Here is a 21,319-nt window from a genome sequence, read left to right as displayed (position 1 = left end):
GCAGTGTGACGAAGGCCCCTCCGCCGGTCGGCGGAGGGGCCTTTTCGCTGCGTGTACAGGCGGGTAAGGTAAGGCTCAGTAAACCCGCACGACCCCCGGGAGTGGCCGCGATGTTCGTCTGCATGTGCCATGCGGTCACCGAGGAGCAGGTCAAGCGCGAGATCGACGGCGGCGCCGTCACCCCGCGCCAGATAGCCAAGGGCTGCAAGGCCGGCACCGACTGCGGGTCGTGCGTGCGACGGATCCAGGCGCTGCTCGGGGAGCACGGCGCCCGCCCTTGTCCCACGGCTCGGCTGGCCGCCAAACTCGGGCTGGCTGAGCCGGTGGAGGCGCAGGCGGCGTAGTGACCCGGATCGGGGTGGCCCGGAACGGGCGTGGTGACCCGGATCAGGACTCGGGCTGCTCGATGAGCTGCGCCAGGTAGAGCGCCTCGCCGAGCTTCTCCAGGAGCTCCAGCTGGGTGTCCAGGTAGTCGATGTGGTGCTCCTCGTCCTCGAGGATGGCCTCGAAGATGTTGGCCGACGTCACGTCGTTCTTGGCGCGCATGACCACGATGCCCCGCTTCAGCCGGTCGATCGCCTCGACCTCGATCTGTCGGTCCGCCTCGAACATCTCCTTGACCGTCTGCCCGATCCGGACGTGGAACAGCCGCTGGTAGTTGGGCAGGCCGTCCAGGAACAGGATCCGGTCGGTCAGCGTCTCGGCGTGCTTCATCTCGTCGAAGGACTCGTGCCGGGTGTACTTGGCGAGCTTGGTCCAGCCGAAGTTCTCCTGCATCTTCGCGTGCAGGAAGTACTGGTTGATGGCCGTGAGCTCGGCGGTGAGCTGCTCGTTGAGGAACTCGATGACCTCGGGGTCGCCCTGCATGGGGTGCCTTCCTGCCGTTGCGTCGCTTGGGGGAATCGTTGCACCGGTCGGGCGGTGACTTCCAGTAAGTTCACACTTACCCGTACATGTGTCGGATTGTCCGATTAGGGGATCCCCGGGTGCGCGCGAGGGGCGCGCACTGCGCGGTGCCCGCCGTCTGTCACCATGGAGACATGGGTCAGCACGAACAGGAACAGCCTCAGCCGTCTGACCCGAGGCTCCCCCCGGGCCAGCGCCTCCAGCGCGGATGGCCGGTGCTGCACTACGGGCCGGTGCCCCGCTTCAAGCCGCAGAGCTGGGACTTCCAGGTGTTCGGCGCCACCGTCGACGCCGAGAAGGCGGTCTGGGACTTCCCCGCCTTCCACGCCCTGCCCCGGGTCACCGTGCGCGGCGACTTCCACTGCGTGACCCGCTTCTCGATGCTCGGCAACGAGTGGAGCGGGGTGGCCGCCAAGACCGTCCTCGACCTGGTGCCGCCCGCGCCCGAGGTCACCCACGTGATGGTCTGGGCCGAGTACGGCTACAGCGCCAACCTCCGGCTCGCCGACTTCGCCGACCCGTCGACCGTCTTCGCCACCCACCACAACGGCGAGCCGCTCACCCTGGAGCACGGCTTCCCGGTCCGCCTGGTGGTGCCGCACCTGTACGCCTGGAAGGGCCCCAAGTGGGTCCGCGCGGTCGAGTACATGCGGGCCGACCGGCGCGGCTTCTGGGAGGAGCGCGGCTACCACAACCTCGCCGACCCCTGGTCCGAGCAGCGCTACTCCTACCAGGAGGAGCCGGGCGACGGCCCGCTGCGGTAGCCCGGCTAGAACAGCCCGAAGGTGATGGTGACCACCGCGCCCTGCGGGCGCGTCTGGCCGGCCGTCGGGGTCTGCGCGACCACCTTCCCGGTGCCGAACAGGTTGAGGCCCGAGGCCTCCACCCGGAACCCGGCGTCGGTGAGCGCCTTGGTGGCCTGGTCCTTGGTCATCCCGACCACGTTCGGGACCGGCGTCTGGCCCTTGGACACGGTCAGCGCGACCGGGCTGTTCGGGCGCAGCCCGCCGCCCGCGGCGGGGGAGGAGGAGATCACCGACCCCTTGGGGACGGTGTCGTCGAACACCTCGGTGACCGCCCCCGGCGCCAGCCGGGCGTCTCCCAGGGCCTTCCGCGCGTCGGCCAGCGTCCGCCCGGCCAGCAGCGGGACGGCCACCTGCTCCGGGCCCTTGGAGAGCACCACCCGGACGGTGTCGCTCTTGCGGACCCGCGCGCCCACCCCCGGGTCGGTGGAGATCACCTGGCCGGCCGGCACCGTCTCGCTGAACTGCTCGCTGAACGCGCCCTGCAGGTCCCGCCCGTCCAGCGTCGCCACCGCCTGCTGCCGGGACTGCCCCAGCACGCTCGGCACCGTCGCGTACACCGCGCTGGACAGCGTGTACGTCACGCCGCCGATCAGCAGCAGCGCGGCCAGCCCGATCGCCGACCAGACCAGCGGCTTGCGGGAGCGGCCCGGTGCCCGGCGCCCGGCCCGGCCGGAGGCCGGGGGAGGGTCCTGGACCGGGCGGGGCGGCGGCAGCAGCAGGTCCGGCGGGAGGTCGAGGACGCTGGTGCGCTCCGTCGGGCGGTCGACCACGGCGGTCGCCTCGCCGGTCGGGAACTGCGGGCTCGGCCGGGTGGAGGCGGGCGGCTCGGCGTCCAGTTGCGCGGGGGAGAGCGACCGGCGGGCCCGCTGCAGGGCCGCCAGCAGCTCCACCGCGTCCCACGGCCGCGCCTGCGGGTCGCGCGCGGTCGCGGCGGCCACTATCGCGTCCAGCTCCGGGCCGACCGCGGGCGCGGTCGCCGACGGCGGCGGGACGTCCTCGTGCAGGTGCCGGTACATCACCTGGGCGGGGTTCTCCCCGGTGTGCGGCTTGGTGCCGGTCAGCGTCTCGTACAGCAGGATGCCGGACGCGTAGACGTCCACCCGCTGGTCGGTCGGGGCGTCCTGGCTGATCTGCTCCGGGGCCAGGTACGAGACGGAGCCGAGCAGCGGGCCGGTGCTGGAGGTCACCGAGGTGTCGGCGCCCGACAGCAGCCGGACCAGGCCGAAGTCGGCGACCTTCACCAGGCCGCCGTCGGTGATCAGCACGTTCTCCGGCTTCACGTCCCGGTGGACCAGGCCGGCGCGGTGCGCGGCGCCGAGCGCGGCCAGCACCGGCTCCACGACGTCCAGCGCGGCCCGCACCGACAGCGCGCCCCGGTCGATCAGCACGTCGCGCAGGGTGCGGCCCGGCACGTACTCCATGGCCATGAACACCGCACGGCCGTCCGCGCCCTGGTCGAGGACGTTGACCACGTTCGGGTGGGCGAGCCGGGCGACCGCCTTCGCCTCGCGGATGAACCGCTCGGTGAAGCCCGGGTCGCCCGCCAGCGAGGGGTGCATCACCTTGAGCGCCACCACGCGGTCCAGCCGCAGGTCGGTGCCCCGGTACACGGTGGACATGCCGCCCACGGCGATGCGCTGCTCCACCCGGTACCGCCCGTCCAGCAGCGCACCGATCAGCGGGTCGTCCACGGTCATGTCCACCTGAGGAGTCTAGGGCTAGAAGGCGGGGCGTTCCCTGGTGTCGAGGTCGGCGCGGCCGGCCATGGTGGAGGAGGCCTCGGCGTGGAAGCGGCGGGGGATGCGGCCGGCGCGGTGGGCGAGGCGCCCCGCCTCGACGGCGCGGCGCATCGCGTCGGCCATCAGCACCGGCTCCTGGGCGCGGGTGACGGCGGAGGCCAGCATCACGGCGGAGCAGCCGAGTTCCATGGCGAGGGCCACGTCGGAGGCGGTGCCGGCGCCCGCGTCCAGGATCACCGGGACGCCCGCGGCCTCGACGATCAGCTGGAAGTTGTGCGGGTTGCGGATGCCCAGGCCCGAGCCGATCGGCGAGCCCAGCGGCATGATCGCCGCGCAGCCGACGTCCTCCAGCTTGCGGGCCAGCACCGGGTCGTCGTTGGTGTACGGCAGGACCGTGAAGCCGTCGTCGACCAGGGTCTCGGCGGCGTCGAGCAGCTCGATCGGGTCGGGCAGCAGGGTGCGCTCGTCGGCGATCACCTCCAGCTTGACCCAGTCCGTGCCCAGCGCCTCGCGGGCGAGGCGGGCGGTCAGCACCGCCTCGCCCGCGGTGTAGCAGCCGGCCGTGTTCGGCAGCACCCGGATCGCGTTGCGGGACAGCACGTCGAGGACCGAGCCCTGGGTGGAGGCGTTCACCCGGCGCATCGCCACGGTGGTCAGCTCCGTCCCGGACACCTGCAGGGCCTGCTCCAGCACCTCCAGGCTGGGGGCGCCGCCGGTGCCCATGATCAGCCGGGAGGTGAAGGCGGTGTCGGCGATGGTGAGAAGGTCGTCGGCCATCGGGGTCAGCCTCCCTGGACTGCGGTCAGGATCTCGATCCGGTCGCCCTCGGCCAGCGCCGTGGCCGGCCACGAACCGCGAGGCACCACGGCCTCGTTGAGCGCCGCCGCCACCCCGGTGTTGGCGCCGCTCAGCTCGGCCACCACCTCGGCGAGGGTGGCCGCGGCGGACAGCGTGCGCCGTTCGCCGTTGACGGTCAGTGAGATCTCGTTCATGCCAGGGCCTTTGAGAAGCGGTCGGGGGAGAAGGCGGCGGCCAGGTCGGGGACGGTGCCGGTGGCCAGGTAGTCGGCGAGCAGGTCGCCGGTGGCCGGGGTGAGCAGCACCCCGTTGCGGTAGTGGCCGGTGGCGGCGGCCAGGCCGGGCAGCGCGGTCGGACCGAGCAGCGGCGCGTTGTCGGGGGAGCCCGGCCGCAGGCCCGCGTTGGTCTCGACGAGCGGCAACTCGGTGATGCCGGGCACCAGTTCGTGGGCGTCGCGGAGCAGCTCGTACACCCCGCCGGCGGTCACCTGGGTGTCGTACCCCTGCTCCTCGCTGGTCGCGCCGATCACCAGCTCGCCGTCGGCGCGCGGCACCAGGTAGATGTGCTGCCCGCGCACCACCGCCCGGACGTTGCGGGACAGGAACGGCGCGTACAGCTCCGGGATCCGCAGCCGCAGCACCTGGCCCTTGACCGGGCGGATCGCCGGCAGCAGCCCGTCCGGCAGCCCGGGCAGCAGGTGGCTGCGGGAGCCGGCCGCGAGCACGACCTGCGCCGCGTGCACGGCGCCGCCGTCGGCGAGCCGGACGCCTGCCGCCCGGCCGCCGTCGGCCAGCAGCTCGGCGGCCTCGGCGGCCAGCAGCCGCACGCCCGTCCGCTCGCAGGCCGCCACCAGGGCGCGGGCCAGCCGGCGGCCGTCCACCTGGTGGTCGTCCTTGACGTGCAGGCCGCCCCGGACACCGGGGGCGAGCATCGGCTCCAGCTTCCGGCACTCGCGGCCGGTCAGCCAGTGTGAGTCCAGGCCGAGGCGCTGGTGGAAGGCGTGCAGCTCGCGCAGCTCCTCGCGGTCGTCCGCGTCGAGGGCGACGGCCAGCGTGCCGGTCCGCCGGTAGCCGGTGTCCACGCCGGTCAGCGCGGTCAGCTCGGCGGCGAAGTCGGCGTACCGGGCGTTGGACGCCATGCCCAGGTGCAGCAGCGGCTCCTCGCCGTACTGCAGCTCGGTGACCGGGGCCAGCATGCCCGCCGCGACCTGTGCGGCGCCGCCGCCCGGGTGCGGGTCGACCACGGTGACGGCGAGCCCGCGCTGCGCGGTGCGCCACGCGACCGCGAGGCCGATGATGCCGCCGCCGACCACCAGGACGTCGGTGTCGGTCCGTGCCAAGGCTCTTCAGCTCCCTTCGCCGGTATGACCCGGATCAGGTTCGGACGGTCGCGGGCCGCTCCAGCCCGCCTCTCAGCCCGGTGCACCGGGCTCCCGTGGAGTTGTGACTCCCACCATAACGCCGGGCCGAGGGCGTGCTGAAGGCGCGTACGAGGGGTGGACACCGGCTCGGTAGGGTGAGCGGCGTGGCAGAGCTGAACCGAACGGACAGGGTCGTCGTCGTCGGCGCCGGAATGGCGGGCGCGCAGGCCGCGCTCGGCCTGCGGCAGGGCGGCTGGCAGGGCCGGATCGCCCTGGTCGGGGACGAGCCGCACCGCCCCTACGACCGGCCGCCGCTCTCCAAGGACGTGCTGGTCGGCAAGGCCGACGCCACCACCTTCGACATCGACTGGGAGCACCTCGGCATCGAGCTGCTCACCGGCCGCCGGGCGGTCGGCCTGGACCCGGGCGTGCTGCGCACCGACGCCGGGGACGTCCCCCACGACGGCCTGGTGATCGCCACCGGCGCCGAGGCCCGCGAGCTGCCCGGCGCCACCGGGACGCACGTCCTGCGGACCGTCGACGACGCGCTCGCCCTGCGCGCCCTGCTCACCCCCGGCCGCCGGATCGTGCTCGTCGGCGCGGGCTGGATCGGCGCCGAGACGGCGACCGTCGCCCGGCAGCTCGGCTGCGAGGTGACCGTGGTCGAGGCCGGCCCGGCCCCGCTGCCCGGCGCGCTGCCCGCCGAACTCGGCGCGCTGATGGCCGACTGGTACGCCGCCGCCGGGGCCGAACTGCGCTGCGGGGTCGGCGTCGCCGCCGTCGAACCCGACGCGGTGCTGCTCACCGACGGCACCCGGCTGGACGCCGACGAGGTGGTCGTCGGCATCGGCGCCCGCCCCGCCACCGGCTGGCTCGCCGGCAGCGGCGTCGAACTCGACGCCGGCGGCGCGATCCTGGTCGACGAGCGGCTGCGCACCTCGGTGGACGGCGTCTGGGCGGCCGGCGACTGCGTCGCGTACCCGTCGGCGCGGTTCGCCACCCGGCTCGGCGTGCAGCACTGGGACCACGCGCTGCAGTCCGGCGGCGCGGTCGCCGCCTCGCTGCTGGGCTCCGACGCCCCGTACGACCCGGTGCCGTACTTCTGGTCCGAGCAGTTCGGACGGATGGTGCAGTACGCCGGGCGGCACGCGGACGCCGACGAACTGCTCTGGCGCGGCTCGGCGGCCGACCCCGCCTGGGCGGTGCTGTGGCTGCGCGGCGGCGCGCTGGTCGGGATGCTGGCCGTCGACCGGCCGCGCGACCTCAACCAGGCCCGCAAGCTGATCGACCGCGGCGCGGTCCTCGACCGGGCGCTCGCCGCCGACCCGGGCGTGCAGCTCAAGGCGGCCACGGCCGGTTGACGGGCTCCGCGTGGGTAGGCTGGTCCCGTGAGTGAGATCGATCCCAAGATTGACGCCCTGGTCCCCGCGTGGATGTACCTCCCCGACATCTCCGAACAGTGGGGTGTCGTGGTCACCCAGGTCCGGGAGATGGTGAAGTCCGGCACCCTGCTGGCCGTCCGGCGCGGCGAGAACAAGTCGCTCCAGGTCCCGGCGGCCTTCATCGACGCCGACGGCCCGGTCAAGCACCTGGTCGGCACCCTGACCGTGCTGCGCGACGGCAGGTTCACCGACGAGGAGATCCTCGAGTGGCTGTTCACCGAGGACCCGTCGCTGCCCGGCACCCCGATCCAGGCGCTGCGCGAGAACCGCGGTACCGAGGTCAAGCGCCGCGCCCAGGCCATGTCCCTGTGACCGCGCCCTCCCCGCGGGCCGCGCTCGCCGACGCCCGGCTCTACCTCTGCACCGACGCCCGCCGCGAGCGCGGCGACTTCGCCGAGTTCGTCGACGCGGTCTACCACGGCGGCGTGGACATCGTGCAGCTCCGCGACAAGGGCCTGGAGGCCAAGCAGGAGCTGGAGCACCTGGAGATCCTCGCGGACGCCGCCCGCCGGCACGGCAAGCTCTTCTCGGTCAACGACCGGGCGGACGTCGCCCACGCCGCGAAGCCGCACGTGCTGCACCTCGGGCAGGACGACCTTCCGGTGCCCGCCGCCCGCGCGATCCTCGGCGAGGACGTGGTGATCGGCCGCTCCTGCCACGCCGAGTCCGAGGTCGACACCGCGATCGTCGAACCCGGCATCGACTACTTCTGCACCGGGCCCGTCTGGCCCACCCCCACCAAGCCCGGCCGCCACGCACCCGGCCTCGACCTGGTGGCCTACGCCGCGAAGGCGGTCACCGACCGCCCCTGGTTCGCCATCGGCGGCATCGACCTCACCAACCTCGACCAGGTCCTCGCCGCCGGCGCCACCCGCGTGGTCGTCGTCCGCGCCCTGACCCGGGCCGACGACCCGGCCGCGGCAGCCGCGGAGTTCGTGCGCAAGCTCCGGTGATCACGCGAGCCCCTGCCGGGGCTCGTGACGGGGCTCAGTACTTGCGTGCCGTCGCGGCCTCGGCGAGGGCCCGGAGGGTGGCGCGGGCGGGGCCGTCGGCGAGGGGGGCGGCGTCGAGTGCGGCGAGCGACTGCTCCATCAGTTCGTCGATGCGGTGCTCGACGAGGCCGGCCGCGCCGCTCTTCTCGATCAGGGCCCGCATCCCGTCGACGTCCTCGGCGACGCCGAGCTGGGCGTCGAGGCGGGCTGCGTCCCCGGCCGGCAGGCCCCGCATCGCGTGCGCGATCAGCAGCGTCCGCTTCCCCTCGCGCAGGTCGTCGCCGGCGGGCTTCCCGGTCACGGACGGGTCGCCGAACACGCCGAGCAGGTCGTCCCGCAGCTGGAACGCCTCCCCGAGCGGCAGGCCGAACGCCCCGAGCGCGTCGACCAGCTCCGCCGACCCGCCGGCGAGCAGCGCGCCGACCTGCAGCGGCCGCTCCACCGTGTACTTCGCCGACTTGTAGTGCAGCACGGTCCGGGCGCGCTCCAGCGACCCGGCGTCCGTGGAGTCGCCGGCCACCGGTTCCAGCACGTCGAGGTACTGCCCGAGCATCACCTCGGTGCGCATCAGGTCGAACACCGGCTTTCCGGCCCTGACGGCCGCGGCGTCCAGCCCGCAGCCCTGGAACAGCTCGTCGCACCAGATCAGCAGCAGGTCGCCGAGCAGCACCGCCGCCGAGGCGCCGTACTGCTCGCGGTCGCCGCGCCAGCCGCTGTCGCGGTGCATCGCCTCGAAGCGGCGGTGGACGGACGGCAGCCCGCGCCGGGTGTCGCTGCGGTCCATCAGGTCGTCGTGGACGAGCGCGCTGGCCTGCAGCAGTTCGAGGGCGGCCGCGGCCCGCTCGATGCCCGCGCTCCGCTCCGGGCCGCCGGCCGCCCGCCAGCCCCAGTAGCAGAAGGCGGGCCGCAGCCGCTTGCCGCCGTCGAGCAGGAAGTCGCGCAGGGCGTCGGCGACCGGGCCGAGCTGGGGGGAGATGGTGGAGAGCAGTGCCTGCCGGTCGTCCATGAACGCGGCGAGTGCGGCGTTGACCCGCTCGCGGACGGCCTCCGCGTCGACGGGGTTGGCGGTCAGGCTGGTGGGCGAGGGCACGCGGGACTCCGGTATCTATCGGCTGACAGTCAGACTAACCGGGCGGGCCCGCCCGGCCGGAATCGCGCCCTCACCACCCCGCCCGCCGTCTCGGCGGCCGTCTCACCCCGTGGAACGCGTTTGTTCGGCCCCCTTTATCCACGGATAACCTGCCAACATGGCACTCGGCATTCCCTCCACCAGAAGCGATCGCGCACAGACCGTGCGCGATCTGCTGGCGGCAGGCGACCGCTCCTTCTCGTTCGAGTTCATGCCTCCGCGCAGTGAGGAGGCCGAGCGCAAGCTCTGGGACGCGATCCGCCGGGTCGAGGCGCTCGACCCGAACTTCGTCTGCATGACGTACGGCGCCGGCGGCTCCTCGCGCGGCCGCACGGTCAACCTGGTCGGCCGGATCGCCACCGAGACCACGCTGACCCCGGTCGCGCACCTCACCGCCGTCGACCACTCGGTCGCCGAGCTGCGCAACATCATCGGCCAGTACGCGGACGAGGGCGTGCGCAACGTCCTCGCCGTGCGCGGTGACCCGCCCGGCGACCCGATGGGCGAGTGGGTCCGCCACCCGGAGGGCGTCACCTACGCGTACGAGCTGGTCGAGCTGATCAAGGGCATCGGCGACTTCTGCGTGGGCGTCGCGGCCTTCCCGCAGATGCACCCCCGCTCGGAGAACTGGGACGACGACATCCGCCACTTCGTCGCCAAGTGCCGGGCCGGCGCGGACTACGCGATCACCCAGATGTTCTTCGAGCCGGAGGACTACCTGCGGCTGCGGGACCGGGTGGCCGCGGCGGGCTGCGGGACGCCGATCATCCCGGAGATCATGCCGGTCACCAACATCCGCCAGCTGGTGCGCTTCCCGCAGCTGTCCGGTTCGGACTTCCCGCCGGAGCTGGTGCGCCGCTTCGAGGCGGTCGCCGACGACCCGGCGGCGGTCCGCGCGGTGGGCATCGAGCACGCCACCGCGATGGCCGAGCGGCTGCTGGCCGAGGGCGCGCCCGGTCTGCACTTCATCACGCTCAACCACTCCACCTCGACCCTGGAGATCTACCAGAACCTGGGTCTGCACCGCCGCTGACCGCCGCCGCGCGGCGGCGGCCGGCGTCCACGGATGCGGTGCTGTTCGCCCGGAGGCGGTACAGTCGCCCGCAACCGCGCGGCGCGTGCATCTGGAGGTAGCGGGATGGGCATCGGAAACCTGCTGCTCCACGGCGCCCTGGCGGTGGTCGCGCTCTGGCTGATCGCCGAGCTGCTGCTGCAGAACCGCGCCCCGCTGGTCTGGCGGGCGGTCGCGCTCGGCGGTTTCCTGCTGGTGGTCGCCGGCATGCAGCTGAGCTCCGTGCTGGTGATAGGGGCCGGCGCGGCCGGATTCGCCGTCGGCCAGACCTTCGTCACCCTCTCCGTGAAGCGCGGCCGCGTGGTCGGCTGGTCGCTGCGCCGCGCCGACGGCGCCCTGCCCGGTCCGCTCGCCAGGGTGCCGCTGCTGGCGGCCGCGACCGGCGGTGCCGTCGCCGCGGCCGACGAGGCGGAGGACGTCCCGGTGGTCGGCGAGGTCGGCCCGATCGAGGACGAGCCGGTGGCCGTCGAGCCCGTCGCGTACGAGCAGTACCAGGAGCTCGCCGACGACGGCGTGTACGCCGCCGAGCCGACGCCGGTCGGCTACTACCCCGACCAGCAGCAGGCGTACTACCCGCAGACCGGGTACGACCAGCAGCAGTGGGGCTACTACCAGCAGGGCTACCAGCAGCAGCAGGCGTACGCCTTCCCGCAGCAGCAGTACCAGGACCCGTACGCGCAGCAGCAGCAACAGCAGCAGCAGTACCAGGACCCCTACGGCGGCCAGCCGCAGGGCTGGGACCAGCAGCAGGCGTACCCCGGCATCCCGCAGCAGCCGGGCTACGGGTACCAGGCGCAGCCCCAGCTCCAGCCCCAGGCGCAGCCGCAGCAGCAGAACTGGGACTACCAGCAGCAGCTGTGACTCACGCCGGGCCGATCAGCCCCGCGGTGATCGAGGCGGACATCCCGACCCGGGGCAGCCCGCCGCCCGGGTGGGCGGTGCCGCCGATCCGGTAGAGGCCGGGCACGCCGGTGCGGTTGTCGGCGGCGAGCGGCGCCCCGGCCAGTGACGGCTCCGGCACCTGTGCGGTCACCCGGGTCTCGTGCCACAGCACCCGGTCGCGCAGGTCCACGCCGGCCTTCGCGAGGTGGTCCAGCAGGTGCGCGGCGTACGCGTCGTGGTCGGGGCCGATCCCGTCGAGGACCCCGCCGTTCGGCACCGTCACGGTGAGCGTCGCCGACTCGTGGTCCGCGTCCGGGACGAGCGCCGGGTCGTCCGGGCGCAGCAGCTGGACGGTCGGGTGCTCCGGCAGGTCCTCGTGCTGGAAGAGCCGGTCGAACTCCTGCTCCGGATCGGCGGCGTGCACCACCGTGCGGTGGACGGTCCCCCCGGGCCGGGCGCCGCGCAGCGCCAGCAGCACGGTGAACCGCCCGAGCGCCCGCGACCCGGACGGCACCGAGCTGAGCACGATGTCGGCGGGGATCCGACTGCCGTCGGCCGTGCGCACCCCGGTCAGCACGCCGTCCTCGACCAGCGGCTCGGCGGGGGTGTCGAAGCGGAACTCCACCCGGCGCTGCTCGCAGCGCCGGAACACCGCGTCGGCCAGCGCCCGCATTCCGCCCCGGACGTACCAGACGCCGAAGGTCTGCTCCATGTACGGCAGCACGGTCGCGGAGGCCGGGCTGTCGCTGCCGAGCCCGTGGCGCAGCGCGTACTCGGTGAGCAGCGCGGTCAGCCCCGGGTGCCCGCCCAGCTCGTGGCGGGCCACGTCGGCCAGGGTGTACCGGCCGCGCGGCAGCCAGCGGCCGAGGCCCCGGCGGGGCGGCACGGGGTACGGGTCGTCGGGCCGCCGCTCGGGGCGCGGCTCCTCCAGCAGGGGCCGGCGGGTGGCCTCCCAGACCGCCCGGCCGCGGTTGACCACCTCGCCCCAGCGCTCGCCGGAGCCGGTGCCGAAGGCGGCGTCCAACGCCTGGCCGACCCCGCCCCGGGAGGCGTTGGGCAGCAGCAGCGCGGTGCCGTCGGGGAACAGGTGACGGCTCTCCGGGTCGACCGGGGCCAGCTCGACCAGTTCCTCCAGCGGCTCCCGGCCGGTCTTCAGCGCGAGGTCGCGGTAGACGGCGGGCAGCGCGAGCAGGCCCGGGCCGGTGTCGAACGCGAACCCGTCGCGCTCGTACCGGCCCACCATCCCGCCGTACGTCGGCGAGGCCTCGCAGACCGTCACCCGGTGGCCGAGCGTGCCCAGCCGCGAGGCGGCGGCGAGCCCGCTCATTCCTGCGCCGATGATGACGATCCGTGCCATGGCCAACGATCCTAGGCTCTGTCCGGGGAGCGGACCCTAGCCGGCCCCGACCGGCACGCCGCCGCGGGCGGCCCGGCGCTCCCTGCGGCGCTGGAGGAAGCGGCGGATCCGGGTGACCGCGAACCAGACCAGCAGGCCGCCCAGCACCAGCAGGACCGCGGCGCCGGTGGCGGCGATCCACGGGTGGAAGACGGCCAGTACCACCAGGCCCGCCACGGAGAGGTCCTCCAGCAGGCTGATCGCGATGTTGGAAGCCGGCTCCGGCGAGGTGTTGACTGCCATCCGCAGCGAGGCCTTGATGCCGTGGCTGACCAGCGCGGTGGTGCCGCCGACCGCTCCGGCGGCGACCTCGCCGAGCGAGCCCGGGTCGTGCGAGGCGAGCAGCGCGCCGACGGTGGCACCGGCGATCGGCCGGATCACGGTGTGGATCGCGTCCCAGACCGAGTCCACGTACGGGATCTTGTCGAAGACCGCCTCGCACAGGAAGAGCACGCCGGCGGCGACCAGCACGTCGGTGCGCTCCAGTACCGGCGGCACCGACCCGGCGTCGCCGAAGCGGCCGAGCAGGCCGAGCAGCAGCACCACGGCGTAGGCGTTGACGCCGCTGGCCCAGCCGCTGGTGAAGATCAATGGGATGGCGTTCAACCCCTGGTTCCCCCTTCTCCGCGACCGCCGTGATGCGCGGCGGCCGACCGTTCAGGGTACCCGGCCGACCGGCGGGGGCGGCCTGAGTACCCGTACTCAGAGCACCGGTTGAGTAGCCGAGCGGATACCCGCCGACCAGTGCGGACGGGCAGAGTTGGGGTCACCGGGAGGGCGGGGACGACAAGCCCCCGCCGACCCGGGGCGCCCCGTGCCGGCCGCCGCCTGTGGGGGATCGGCGGCCGATGCAGCGGCCGGGGCGCTGTCAGCCGGAACGGGCCCGCGCACCGCCGACACGGGGCGGCGGAGCGGGGGCCGAGGGGGCCGGTTGTACGGGGGAACCGGGGGGAAACCGGGGGCAATCGGTGCGCTGTGCGGCAGCGTCACCGGTCGACGTGCGGGGCGGTCCGCCGTGGACGTCCGGAGTGTGCGAGCACTCCGGGCGGACACGGCGGCCGCCCTCGCGGCGTTCGGGCGGGTTCGAGTGTCAGTGCCACCGTTCACGATGGAACGGCACGGACCGTCCGGTCCGGGCGCCCGCCTCGGAACGGAGGAGACCGTGCACGTCAGCCGTCCTGAGTTCGTCACCGCCCGCAGTGCCGCAGACCGTCCCGACGACCCGCAACTGCCCGTCCACCTGCCGCCCGCCGGCCCGCTGCCGTTGCCCTCCGTGCGGGAGCGCGGTTCGGACGTCCATCCCGTGCTGCGCCGGGCCGGGGCCCCACCCGCCGCCGTCGACCTGCTGCGGCAGGCGCACCGCACGCTGGTCCGGGCCCGCGGCTGCGAGGATCCGCTGGAGCGCTACGCGACCGCGCACCTCGCCGCGCTGCGGACCACCGCCGCGGTGCTGGCGGTGCGGGGGCGCCCGGAGCGCAACCCGCGGCGCCGGCAGGCGATCCGCAGCGCGTGGGAGCTGCTGCCCGAGGTCGCGCCCGAGCTCGCCGAGTGGGCCGCCTACTTCGCGGCGGGCGCCCGCCGCCGCGCGGCCGCGGAGGCCGGCATCGCGGGCTCGGCCAGCGCCCGGGACGCGGACGACCTGATCCGCAACACGGCGCTGTTCCTGCGCATCGTGGACCGGCTGCTGACTCGCTGACGGAGGGGCGGCCACGGCGCGTTGTAGCGTGGTGTCCGTCCGGCTGAATCGGCTTGCCAGAGGAGCTCCGCCTTGTACCCGACGCGTCCCCGCAGTGCCCTGCGTACCGCTGTGGTGTGGGAGGTGGTGCGGGCGGCCCTGGAGCGGCGGTCCGCGGAGTTGGAGCGCCCGGTCCTGGAGGTGGTGGACACCGGCGGCGGCACCGGCAACTTCGCCGTGCCGGTGGCCAGGCTGGGCCACCGGGTGACCGTGGTGGACCCGAGCCCGGACGCGCTGTTCGCGCTGGAGCGGCGGGCCTCCGAGGCGGGCGTCACCGACCTGGTGCGGGCGGTCCAGGGCGACACCCAGACCCTGCCGGAGGTGGTTCCGGCCGGGTCGGTGGACGCGGTGCTGTGCCACGGCGTGCTGGAGGTCGTGGACGACCCGGCGGAGGCGCTGGGCAGCCTGACCGGGGCGCTGCGCAAGGGCGGCCTGGTCAGCCTGCTGGCGGCGAACCGGACCGGCGCCGTGCTGGCCCGGGCACTGGCGGGCCACTTCACCGAGGCACAGGCCGTGCTGGACGGCCCCGACGGCCGCTGGGGCACCGGTGACCCGATGCCGCGCCGCTTCACCGGCGACGAGCTCGCCGAGCTGGCCTCCGGCGCCGGACTGCGGGTGGTCTCGGTGCACGGCGTGCGGGTCTTCGCCGACCTGGTGCCCGGGGTGCTGGTGGACACCGAGCCGGGCGCGACCGACGCGCTGCTGCGGCTGGAACTGGCGGCGGCCGAGCTGCCCGCGTTCCACGCGGTCGCGACGCAGCTGCACGTGCTCGCGGAACTCGCGTAGTCGGGCACTAGTTCCGCTCCTGCGGCGTTGGGATGCGTGCGGGCCGCGGTGGACGCGGCCCGAGCCACGCTGGATTGACCACGCCGAACTCGCGCGCTGGACCGTATGATCTGGGTAAAGCCGGTAAGCATGACACCCAGACCCATGGGGCATATGGACCACACAGGGCCGAGCCAGGGGTGGCGGACCGGTCGCCCCGCGACCGACGAGTAGGAGGACTCCGTGCCGCTCTCGGAGCACGAGCAGCGACTGCTCGAGCAGATGGAGCGAGCGCTGTACGCCGAAGATCCCAAGTTCGCGTCAGCGCTTGAGGGAACCGGCCTGCGCACCTACACCCGTCGGCGGGTCTACCTGGCCGTCGCGGGGTTCGTCGCGGGCATCGCTCTCCTGATGGGGGGCATGGTCGCCCAGATCATCTGGGTGAGCGTGGTCGGGTTCCTGGTGATGCTGGGTTGCGCGGTCCTCGCCGTCGCCTCGTGGCGGCGCGGCCCGGCCGGGTCGGGAGCGGGTCCGAGGCCAGCCTCGGCACCGCGCCGCAAGGCCGGAGTGATGGACCGAATGGAACAGCGGTGGCAGCGCCGTCGCGACGAGCACGACGGTCTCTAGGAGCCGCGGAGGCAAGGCGCAGAGCAAGAGGAAGACGCGAGAGGGCGGGCAGTCGGTCGACTGCCCGCCCTCTCGCTGCGCTACGCGTCCTTCCTCCGGCGGCGCAGGCGCCGCAGCGGCCGGGCGACCGTGCCGGTCACCGCGGCGAGGACCCGGCCGAGGGCGCCGGTGACCCGGTCGCGGACGGCGGCGACCCGGTCGGTGATCGTCCACCGGAGGCGGACGGCGGAGGCCGGCAGCAGCACGGCGCGGATCCGCCCGGCCCGGCCGACCCGGGCCCGCAGACCGTCCCGGGCGGTGCGGACGTCGGTGGCGAGCTGCGTCGGGGCCTCGGCCGAGCGGGCGTACATCACCCGTTCGGTCGCAAGGGCCACGCGTCCTGCCGCGGCGGCGGCCTCGGGGCCGAGCTCGGCCTGCTCGGTGAGCCGGCGGACGGTGTGCCGCGGGGTGCGGGCGTCGTCCGGCGGGATGCCGAGGTCCCAGGCGGAGTCGATCAGCTCGGCCCAGGCGGCGAGCACCTGTGCGTCGCTGAGCTCGCTCCGTCCGCCGCCGGGTCCGTGCCGGCCGGCGCCCAGCCGGCGTCTGCGCTGCCGGGCCCGCCACAGCATCGGCGTGGCGAGCAGGGCGAGCACCACCAGGCCGCCCAGGACGGCGACCAGCACCGTCCAGTTCTGCCACCAGGCCGGGGCGGTCTTCTTCTCCTCGGCGACCTGGCCCGGGTCCTCGCAGCCGCCGGCCTTGCGCTGCTCGGCCGTGCACTTGCTGCTGGCGGACGGCGCGGGGGCGGCGGAGTCAGTGGGCGCGGCGGTGGGCTGCTGGGTGGTGGCGCTGGGCGCCGGGGCGACCTGCTCGCGGGTGTAGTCCGGCAGCACGCCCCGGTTCGGGGTGGGCTCGAAGCGCAGCCAGCCGATGCCCTGGAAGTACAGCTCGGGCCAGGCATGGAAGTTCGAGCTGCGGACGATCCGGCTGGTGTCGTTGCCGGTGCCGGCGGTGAAGCCGATCGCGACCCGGGCCGGGATCTTCAGCGAGCGGGCCATCGCCGCCATGGTGGCGGCGTAGTGCACGCAGAAGCCGTCCTTCTCCTGGAGGAACTTGGCGATCGCCTCCGGGCCGGTGCGCGGCTCCACCTTGGTGCTGTACGTGAAGGCGCCGCTGGTGAAGTACTGCTGCAGCGCCACGGCCTGGTCGTACGCCGTGCGCTTGCCGCGGGTGACCTCGGCGGCGGTGGCGGCGACCACCGGCGGGAGGTTGGGCGGCAGCGACAGGTACCGGTTGGTGATCGCGGTCGGGGCCGTTCCGGCGGCGCGCAGCTGGGCGGCGGTCGGCTGGACGGAGGTCGAGCCGACCGCGTACTGCAGGTTGTTGAGCTTCTGGCTGCCGACCGTGGACAGCGTCCGGGCGCCCCGGTCGAAGCGCCAGTTGGTGGTCGGGCCGACCTCGACCCAGGCGGCCGGGTACGGCATCGGCAGCCAGGTGGTGGAGAGCTTGTCGGAGATCTTCACGGTGGTGCGCACCGAGCCGGTGGCGATGGACGAGGAGAGGCCCTCCGGCGCCGGGAGGGCGCCGGGAGGCACGTTCTCCAGGTTCTGGTCGCCGATCTTCCACTCCTCGCCGTTGAAGTCGCCGAGTGCGGCGACCCGCAGGTACATCTGCTCGGCGGCGCCCGGGTCGGTGATGTACCGCAGCAGCTCGGTGTCGTCGGAGCTGCGCAGGTTGGCGGTGAGCGCGACCACCAGGTTGAGCGAGCGCTCGCCGCCGGTGCCGGGGCCCGTGCCGGTGCCGGTGCCGTTGCCGAAGCCGCCGATCAGGCCGGTGCCGGCGTTCGGCAGGAAGGCGGGCAGCAGCATCGCGGCGAGCAGCGCGATCACGCCGACCCGCTGGCCGCTGTGCGACAGGCCGCCGCCGGTGCGGCCGGCGCCGGTGAAGACCCGGCCCCAGCGGGAGAGCCGGTCCTGGCCCTCGACGAAGAGCAGCACCAGGTAGCCGATCGAGGCGGTGGTGAACCACAGCCAGGCGGCGCCGGCGCTGCCGGCCAGGCCGGTGCCGACCGAGTACAGGGCGAGCAGCGGCAGGCCGGCGGCCGCGGCCCGGCGGTAGGTCACCGCGAGGCCGTCCACCGCGACGGCGACCAGCGACACCGCGCCGATCACGATCAGCCGCAGGCCGTCGGTGGCGGGTGCCGGGATGGCGTACTCGCGGATGTCGTTGCCGCCGGAGTTCAGCAGCGCGCCGACCGCGTCCAGGGCCTTCGGGCCGGGCAGCACGCCGTAGGCCATCGAGGGCTGCACGAAGGTCAGCAGCAGCAGGTACAGCACGGCGAGCAGCTGGAGCGGGACCACCAGCATCCGCGGCAGCGGCAGCACCCGCAGGGCCGCGCCGACGCCGGCGGTGGCGACGATCATCAGCAGCCCGTGCGGGATCAGCCGGATCGACTCGTTGAAGAGCGGCATCAGGCTGAGCGCGGCCAGCGCCGTGGCCAGCGCCGCGCAGAAGGTCAGCTTGGCCCTGGTCGTCACGCCCCCACCTCGTTTCCGTAGGCCGTCGAGTTCTGGGTGCGGTCGGCGGCCCGCCACAGCCGGGGCAGCGAGTCGCCGGCCTTGACCGGGAGCACCGTCCAGCCGGCCTGGCGCAGCCGGGCCACGTTGTCCTCGTGGGCGGTGTCCTCGCCGAAGCCGGGCAGCAGCGTGCCGAGGCCGGTCCAGCTGGCGGTGTCCAGCAGCAGGGCGACCGCGCCGCCGGCCCGGCGGCGCAGCCGGCCGAGACGGACCGCCTGCTCCTCGTCGAGCGAGCCGAGGACCGCCACCAGCAGGCCCTCGCCGTGCGCCCGGAGCGCGTCCTCGGCGCGGGCCAGGCCGCCGCCGTCGGAGTGCTCGACCACCGCGAGGGTGTCCAGCAGCAGGCCGGCGGCCTCGGCGATGCTCGGGGCACCGGTGCCCGGCTCGGGCACCGAGACGCCGGTGTCGGTGAGCAGCCGGGTCTGGTAGCCGCGCTCGACCAGGTGGACGCCGATCGAGGCGGCGCAGGAGACCGCCCACTCGAAGGAGGAGGCCGGTCCGCTGCCGCGGTGGGCGATCTCCCGGGTGTCCAGCAGCACGGTGGCGCGGGCCTTCAGCGGCTGCTCCTCGCGGCGCACCATCAGCTCGCCGTACCGCGCGGTGGACTTCCAGTGCACCCGGCGCAGGTCGTCGCCGTGCCGGTACTCGCGCGGGATCACGTCGTCGTCGCCGGCCAGGGCCAGCGCGTGGGTGTTGGAGTCGCCCTGGCCGCCCCACTCGCCGGGCAGGGCGACCGCCGGCAGGTCCTGGACCTGCGGCACCACGGTGAGCAGGTCGGAGGCGGCGAAGGAACGGGTCAGCTCGCACATCCCGAACGGGTCGGAGAGCCGCAGCTGCAGCGGGCCGAGCTGGTAGCGGCCGCGCAGGTCGGAGCGGACCCGGTAGGAGACCTCGCGGTAGCCGTGCTGCTCGACCCGGTCCAGCACGAAGCGCGGGCGCGGACCGAGCACGTACGGCACCCGGTCCTCCAGCAGCAGCAGGCCGGTGGGCACCCGGGAGACGTTGTCCAGGCGCAGGTGGACCCGGGCCTCCTGGCCGGCCGCCGCGCGGTGCGGGGAGAGCCGGCGCCCGCCGGCCACCCGGTAGCGGGTGCGCATCAGCAGCAGCGAGGAGGCCAGCGGCAGGGTGGCCAGCAGCACGCCGACCCGGAACAGCGCGTCCTGGCCGAAGACGTACGCGCAGAGCGCCGCGGTCAGGCCGGCGGCCAGGAAGGAACGGCCCCGGGTGGTCAGCCCGCGCAGCCCCGCCCGGAAACCGGCGGGGTTGTCGGAGCGCGCCATGTCAGCGGCCCTGCGGACGCGGGATCGGCAGTCGGGCCACCAGGTCGAGCACCACCTGCTCGGAGGTGCGGCGGCTCAGTTGGGTCTCGGAGGTCGGCAGCAGGCGGTGCGCGAGGACCGGCACGGCCAGCGCCTGGATGTCGTCCGGCAGCACGTAGTCGCGGCCGTCCAGGGCGGCGTGCGCTCTCGCGGCGCGGACCAGGTGCAGGGTGGCGCGCGGCGAGGCGCCCAGGCGCAGCTCCGGCGAGGTGCGGGTGGCGCCCACCAGGTCGACCGCGTAGCGGCGCACCGGGTCGGACACGTACACCGTCTTGACCAGGTCGATCAGCTTCAGCAGGTCGTGCGCGTGGGCGACCGGCTGGAGGTCCTCCAGCGGGTTGGCCGCCGAGTGCAGGTCGAGCATCGCGTACTCGGCCTCGGGGCTGGGGTAGCCGATCGAGACCCGGGCCATGAAGCGGTCCCGCTGGGCCTCCGGGAGGGAGTAGGTGCCCTCCATCTCGACCGGGTTCTGGGTGGCGATCACCATGAACGGCGACGGCAGCTCGTAGCTGGTGCCGTCGATGGTGACCTGGCGCTCCTCCATCGACTCCAGGAGGGCGGACTGGGTCTTCGGCGAGGCCCGGTTGATCTCGTCGCCGACCACGATCTGCGCGAAGATCGCGCCCGGCCGGAACTCGAAGTCGCGCTGGTGCTGGTCGAAGACGTTGGTGCCGGTCACGTCGGACGGCAGCAGGTCCGGGGTGAACTGGATCCGGCGGACGCTGCAGTCCAGCGAGCGGGCCAGGGCCTTGGCGAGCATCGTCTTGCCGACGCCGGGGACGTCCTCCAGCAGCAGGTGGCCCTCGGCCAGCAGCACGGTCAGCGCGATCCGCACCGCCTCGGGCTTGCCCTCGATGACGCTCTCGACCGAAGCCCGGACCCGGTCGACGACCGCCGCCAGCTCCGCCAGATCGACCGGCTCCCGCTGCGCGGCCCCCGCCGTTGCGCCCTGCCCGTTGTAGGTCGTCACCCGTCCGCTCCCAATGCGTGTTTCCCCGAAGAACCAGGCGCATTCTTCCCTGTCAGGAGGCCAGAAGTCACTCAGGTGGGCGACAATGCGTGCACTGTCCCAATTTGGGCGGCTCCGGGGGCGCGACAGCGGGCTCCCCGGAGCCGCCGGGGGTCAGACGATCTCGCGGAGCAGCCCGGTGTGGACGTCGAAGACGAAGCCGCGGACGTCGTCCTTGTGGAGCAGGAACGGCGAGGTGCGCACGCGCGTCATGGACTGGCGGACGTCGCCGTCCAGGTCCACGAAGGACTCCACCGCCCACTGCGGGCGCTGGCCGACCTCGAGCTCCAGCTCGCGGCGGAAGTCCTCGGTCAGACCGAGCAGGCCGCAGCCGGTGTGGTGGATCAGCACGACCGAGCGGGTGCCCAGGGCGCGCTGGCTGATGGTGAGCGAGCGGATCGTGTCGTCGGTGACGACACCGCCCGCGTTGCGGATGATGTGGGCGTCGCCGAGGTCCAGGCCGAGTGCGGCGAACAGGTCGAGCCGGGCGTCCATGCAGGCCACCACGGTGACCTTCTGCACCGGGCGGGCGTCCATGCCGCCGTCGCGGAAGGTCTGCGCGTAGACCCGGTTGGCTTCGACGAACCGGTCGGTGATCGTGGGCTCGGAGCTGGCAGCGGCGGACGGCGCGGGCCGGTCGGGGGTCACTGTCATGGGGACGACGGTAATCGGATTTCCGCTGCCGTGAAGGGGGCGCCGCCGCCTGGCCGCCGGCGGTGAGCGGGCCCGTGGCGAGGCTCCGGCGTACTGACCGGTTTGCCCCGGTACCTCCGCCCGGGTGGTGCGC

The 21,319-nt window shown here is 74.2% G+C and carries 22 protein-coding genes and 1 riboswitch; of the genes, 10 read left to right on the top strand and 12 right to left on the bottom strand.

Going from position 1 to position 21,319, the window contains the following annotated elements; genetic code table 11:
• Nucleotides 1–110: 110 nt before the first annotated feature.
• Complete coding sequence (locus ABEB06_RS10980) at nucleotides 111–344, top strand: (2Fe-2S)-binding protein (RefSeq protein ID WP_345696643.1); 234 nt, start codon at nucleotides 111–113, stop codon at nucleotides 342–344.
• Between the two features lie 43 nt (nucleotides 345–387).
• Here ABEB06_RS10980 and bfr read toward each other — a convergent pair whose 3' ends face one another.
• Nucleotides 388–867 carry a bacterioferritin gene (gene bfr / locus ABEB06_RS10975; RefSeq protein ID WP_345696642.1) on the bottom strand — a complete coding sequence of 160 codons (480 nt, stop codon included), beginning with the start codon at nucleotides 865–867 and terminating at the stop codon, nucleotides 388–390.
• A gap of 173 nt (nucleotides 868–1,040) precedes the next feature.
• Between bfr and ABEB06_RS10970 the strand changes: the two genes are divergently transcribed.
• Nucleotides 1,041–1,670 carry a sulfite oxidase-like oxidoreductase gene (locus ABEB06_RS10970; protein WP_345696641.1) on the top strand — a complete coding sequence of 210 codons (630 nt, stop codon included), beginning with the start codon at nucleotides 1,041–1,043 and terminating at the stop codon, nucleotides 1,668–1,670.
• Between the two features lie 5 nt (nucleotides 1,671–1,675).
• Here ABEB06_RS10970 and pknB read toward each other — a convergent pair whose 3' ends face one another.
• The 4 genes from pknB to thiO all read right to left on the bottom strand — a co-directional run bounded on the left by pknB (nucleotide 1,676) and on the right by thiO (nucleotide 5,588).
• Nucleotides 1,676–3,409 carry a Stk1 family PASTA domain-containing Ser/Thr kinase gene (gene pknB / locus ABEB06_RS10965; RefSeq protein WP_345701806.1) on the bottom strand — a complete coding sequence of 578 codons (1,734 nt, stop codon included), beginning with the start codon at nucleotides 3,407–3,409 and terminating at the stop codon, nucleotides 1,676–1,678.
• Nucleotides 3,410–3,430: 21 nt separating this feature from the next.
• Nucleotides 3,431–4,228 carry a thiazole synthase gene (locus tag ABEB06_RS10960; protein ID WP_345696640.1) on the bottom strand — a complete coding sequence of 266 codons (798 nt, stop codon included), beginning with the start codon at nucleotides 4,226–4,228 and terminating at the stop codon, nucleotides 3,431–3,433.
• A 5-nt stretch (nucleotides 4,229–4,233) separates the two neighbouring features.
• On the bottom strand, nucleotides 4,234–4,443 hold the full coding sequence (gene thiS, locus ABEB06_RS10955) for a sulfur carrier protein ThiS (protein ID WP_345696639.1): 210 nt from the start codon (nucleotides 4,441–4,443) through the stop codon (nucleotides 4,234–4,236).
• Nucleotides 4,440–5,588: a glycine oxidase ThiO gene (gene thiO, locus ABEB06_RS10950; protein ID WP_345696638.1), complete on the bottom strand. Its 1,149-nt coding sequence runs from the start codon at nucleotides 5,586–5,588 to the stop codon at nucleotides 4,440–4,442. The genes thiS and thiO overlap by 4 nt, the downstream gene beginning before the upstream one ends.
• Nucleotides 5,583–5,695, bottom strand: a riboswitch (TPP riboswitch). Its footprint overlaps the gene before it by 6 nt.
• Before the next feature lie 69 nt (nucleotides 5,696–5,764).
• Here thiO and ABEB06_RS10945 point away from each other — a divergent pair.
• From ABEB06_RS10945 to thiE, 3 genes are read left to right on the top strand one after another with little or no spacing between them, the layout of a single operon-like run.
• The gene (locus tag ABEB06_RS10945) at nucleotides 5,765–6,970 is read left to right on the top strand and encodes an NAD(P)/FAD-dependent oxidoreductase (RefSeq protein WP_345696637.1); all 1,206 of its coding nucleotides are present in this window, start codon (nucleotides 5,765–5,767) and stop codon (nucleotides 6,968–6,970) included.
• Nucleotides 6,971–6,997: 27 nt separating this feature from the next.
• Nucleotides 6,998–7,363, top strand: coding sequence for an Rv2175c family DNA-binding protein (locus tag ABEB06_RS10940; RefSeq protein ID WP_345696636.1), 366 nt, complete (start codon nucleotides 6,998–7,000; stop codon nucleotides 7,361–7,363).
• A complete protein-coding gene (gene thiE, locus ABEB06_RS10935) occupies nucleotides 7,360–8,004 on the top strand; it encodes a thiamine phosphate synthase (RefSeq protein ID WP_345696635.1) in 645 nt (214 codons plus the stop codon). The genes ABEB06_RS10940 and thiE overlap by 4 nt, the downstream gene beginning before the upstream one ends.
• A gap of 34 nt (nucleotides 8,005–8,038) precedes the next feature.
• Here thiE and ABEB06_RS10930 read toward each other — a convergent pair whose 3' ends face one another.
• A complete protein-coding gene (locus ABEB06_RS10930; protein WP_345696634.1) occupies nucleotides 8,039–9,133 on the bottom strand; it encodes a polyprenyl synthetase family protein in 1,095 nt (364 codons plus the stop codon).
• 157 nt (nucleotides 9,134–9,290) lie between these two features.
• On the opposite strand from ABEB06_RS10930, the gene metF reads away from it, so the two are divergent.
• Entirely contained in the window at nucleotides 9,291–10,205 is a 915-nt protein-coding gene (metF, locus tag ABEB06_RS10925; protein ID WP_345696633.1) for a methylenetetrahydrofolate reductase [NAD(P)H], read from the top strand.
• A 105-nt stretch (nucleotides 10,206–10,310) separates the two neighbouring features.
• Nucleotides 10,311–11,105, top strand: coding sequence for a hypothetical protein (locus ABEB06_RS10920; RefSeq protein ID WP_345696632.1), 795 nt, complete (start codon nucleotides 10,311–10,313; stop codon nucleotides 11,103–11,105).
• Nucleotide 11,106: 1 nt separating this feature from the next.
• Here the strand turns inward: ABEB06_RS10920 and ABEB06_RS10915 are convergent, their stop codons facing one another.
• Together ABEB06_RS10915 and ABEB06_RS10910 are read right to left on the bottom strand one after the other, a co-directional pair.
• Nucleotides 11,107–12,483, bottom strand: a complete 1,377-nt coding sequence (locus ABEB06_RS10915; protein ID WP_345696631.1) for a phytoene desaturase family protein — start codon at nucleotides 12,481–12,483, stop codon at nucleotides 11,107–11,109.
• Nucleotides 12,484–12,519: 36 nt separating this feature from the next.
• Entirely contained in the window at nucleotides 12,520–13,128 is a 609-nt protein-coding gene (locus tag ABEB06_RS10910; RefSeq protein ID WP_345696630.1) for a DUF4126 domain-containing protein, read from the bottom strand.
• Nucleotides 13,129–13,684: 556 nt separating this feature from the next.
• On the opposite strand from ABEB06_RS10910, the gene ABEB06_RS10905 reads away from it, so the two are divergent.
• The 3 genes from ABEB06_RS10905 (at nucleotide 13,685) to ABEB06_RS10895 (ending at nucleotide 15,649) form a co-directional block, all read left to right on the top strand.
• Entirely contained in the window at nucleotides 13,685–14,218 is a 534-nt protein-coding gene (locus tag ABEB06_RS10905) for an SAV_6107 family HEPN domain-containing protein (RefSeq protein ID WP_425559607.1), read from the top strand.
• 72 nt (nucleotides 14,219–14,290) lie between these two features.
• Nucleotides 14,291–15,043 (top strand): methyltransferase domain-containing protein, encoded by a 753-nt coding sequence (locus ABEB06_RS10900; RefSeq protein ID WP_345696629.1) that lies wholly within the window; start codon nucleotides 14,291–14,293, stop codon nucleotides 15,041–15,043.
• Nucleotides 15,044–15,265: 222 nt separating this feature from the next.
• Nucleotides 15,266–15,649 (top strand): DUF3040 domain-containing protein, encoded by a 384-nt coding sequence (locus tag ABEB06_RS10895; protein WP_345696628.1) that lies wholly within the window; start codon nucleotides 15,266–15,268, stop codon nucleotides 15,647–15,649.
• 80 nt (nucleotides 15,650–15,729) lie between these two features.
• Here ABEB06_RS10895 and ABEB06_RS10890 read toward each other — a convergent pair whose 3' ends face one another.
• The 4 genes from ABEB06_RS10890 to ABEB06_RS10875 all read right to left on the bottom strand — a co-directional run bounded on the left by ABEB06_RS10890 (nucleotide 15,730) and on the right by ABEB06_RS10875 (nucleotide 21,186).
• A complete protein-coding gene (locus tag ABEB06_RS10890) occupies nucleotides 15,730–18,165 on the bottom strand; it encodes a transglutaminase TgpA family protein (RefSeq protein ID WP_345696627.1) in 2,436 nt (811 codons plus the stop codon).
• Nucleotides 18,162–19,484 (bottom strand): DUF58 domain-containing protein, encoded by a 1,323-nt coding sequence (locus ABEB06_RS10885; RefSeq protein WP_345696626.1) that lies wholly within the window; start codon nucleotides 19,482–19,484, stop codon nucleotides 18,162–18,164. The genes ABEB06_RS10890 and ABEB06_RS10885 overlap by 4 nt, the downstream gene beginning before the upstream one ends.
• 1 nt (nucleotide 19,485) lies before the next feature.
• Nucleotides 19,486–20,493 (bottom strand): AAA family ATPase, encoded by a 1,008-nt coding sequence (locus tag ABEB06_RS10880; RefSeq protein ID WP_425559606.1) that lies wholly within the window; start codon nucleotides 20,491–20,493, stop codon nucleotides 19,486–19,488.
• A gap of 153 nt (nucleotides 20,494–20,646) precedes the next feature.
• Entirely contained in the window at nucleotides 20,647–21,186 is a 540-nt protein-coding gene (locus ABEB06_RS10875; protein ID WP_345696625.1) for a beta-class carbonic anhydrase, read from the bottom strand.
• Nucleotides 21,187–21,319: the final 133 nt, after the last annotated feature.

The organism is Kitasatospora terrestris (assembly GCF_039542905.1).
GTDB classification, from domain to species: Bacteria; Actinomycetota; Actinomycetes; order Streptomycetales; family Streptomycetaceae; genus Kitasatospora; species Kitasatospora terrestris.
The sequence above is the reverse complement of the archived record's forward strand: the minus strand, read 5'-3'. Positions and strand labels throughout refer to the sequence as shown.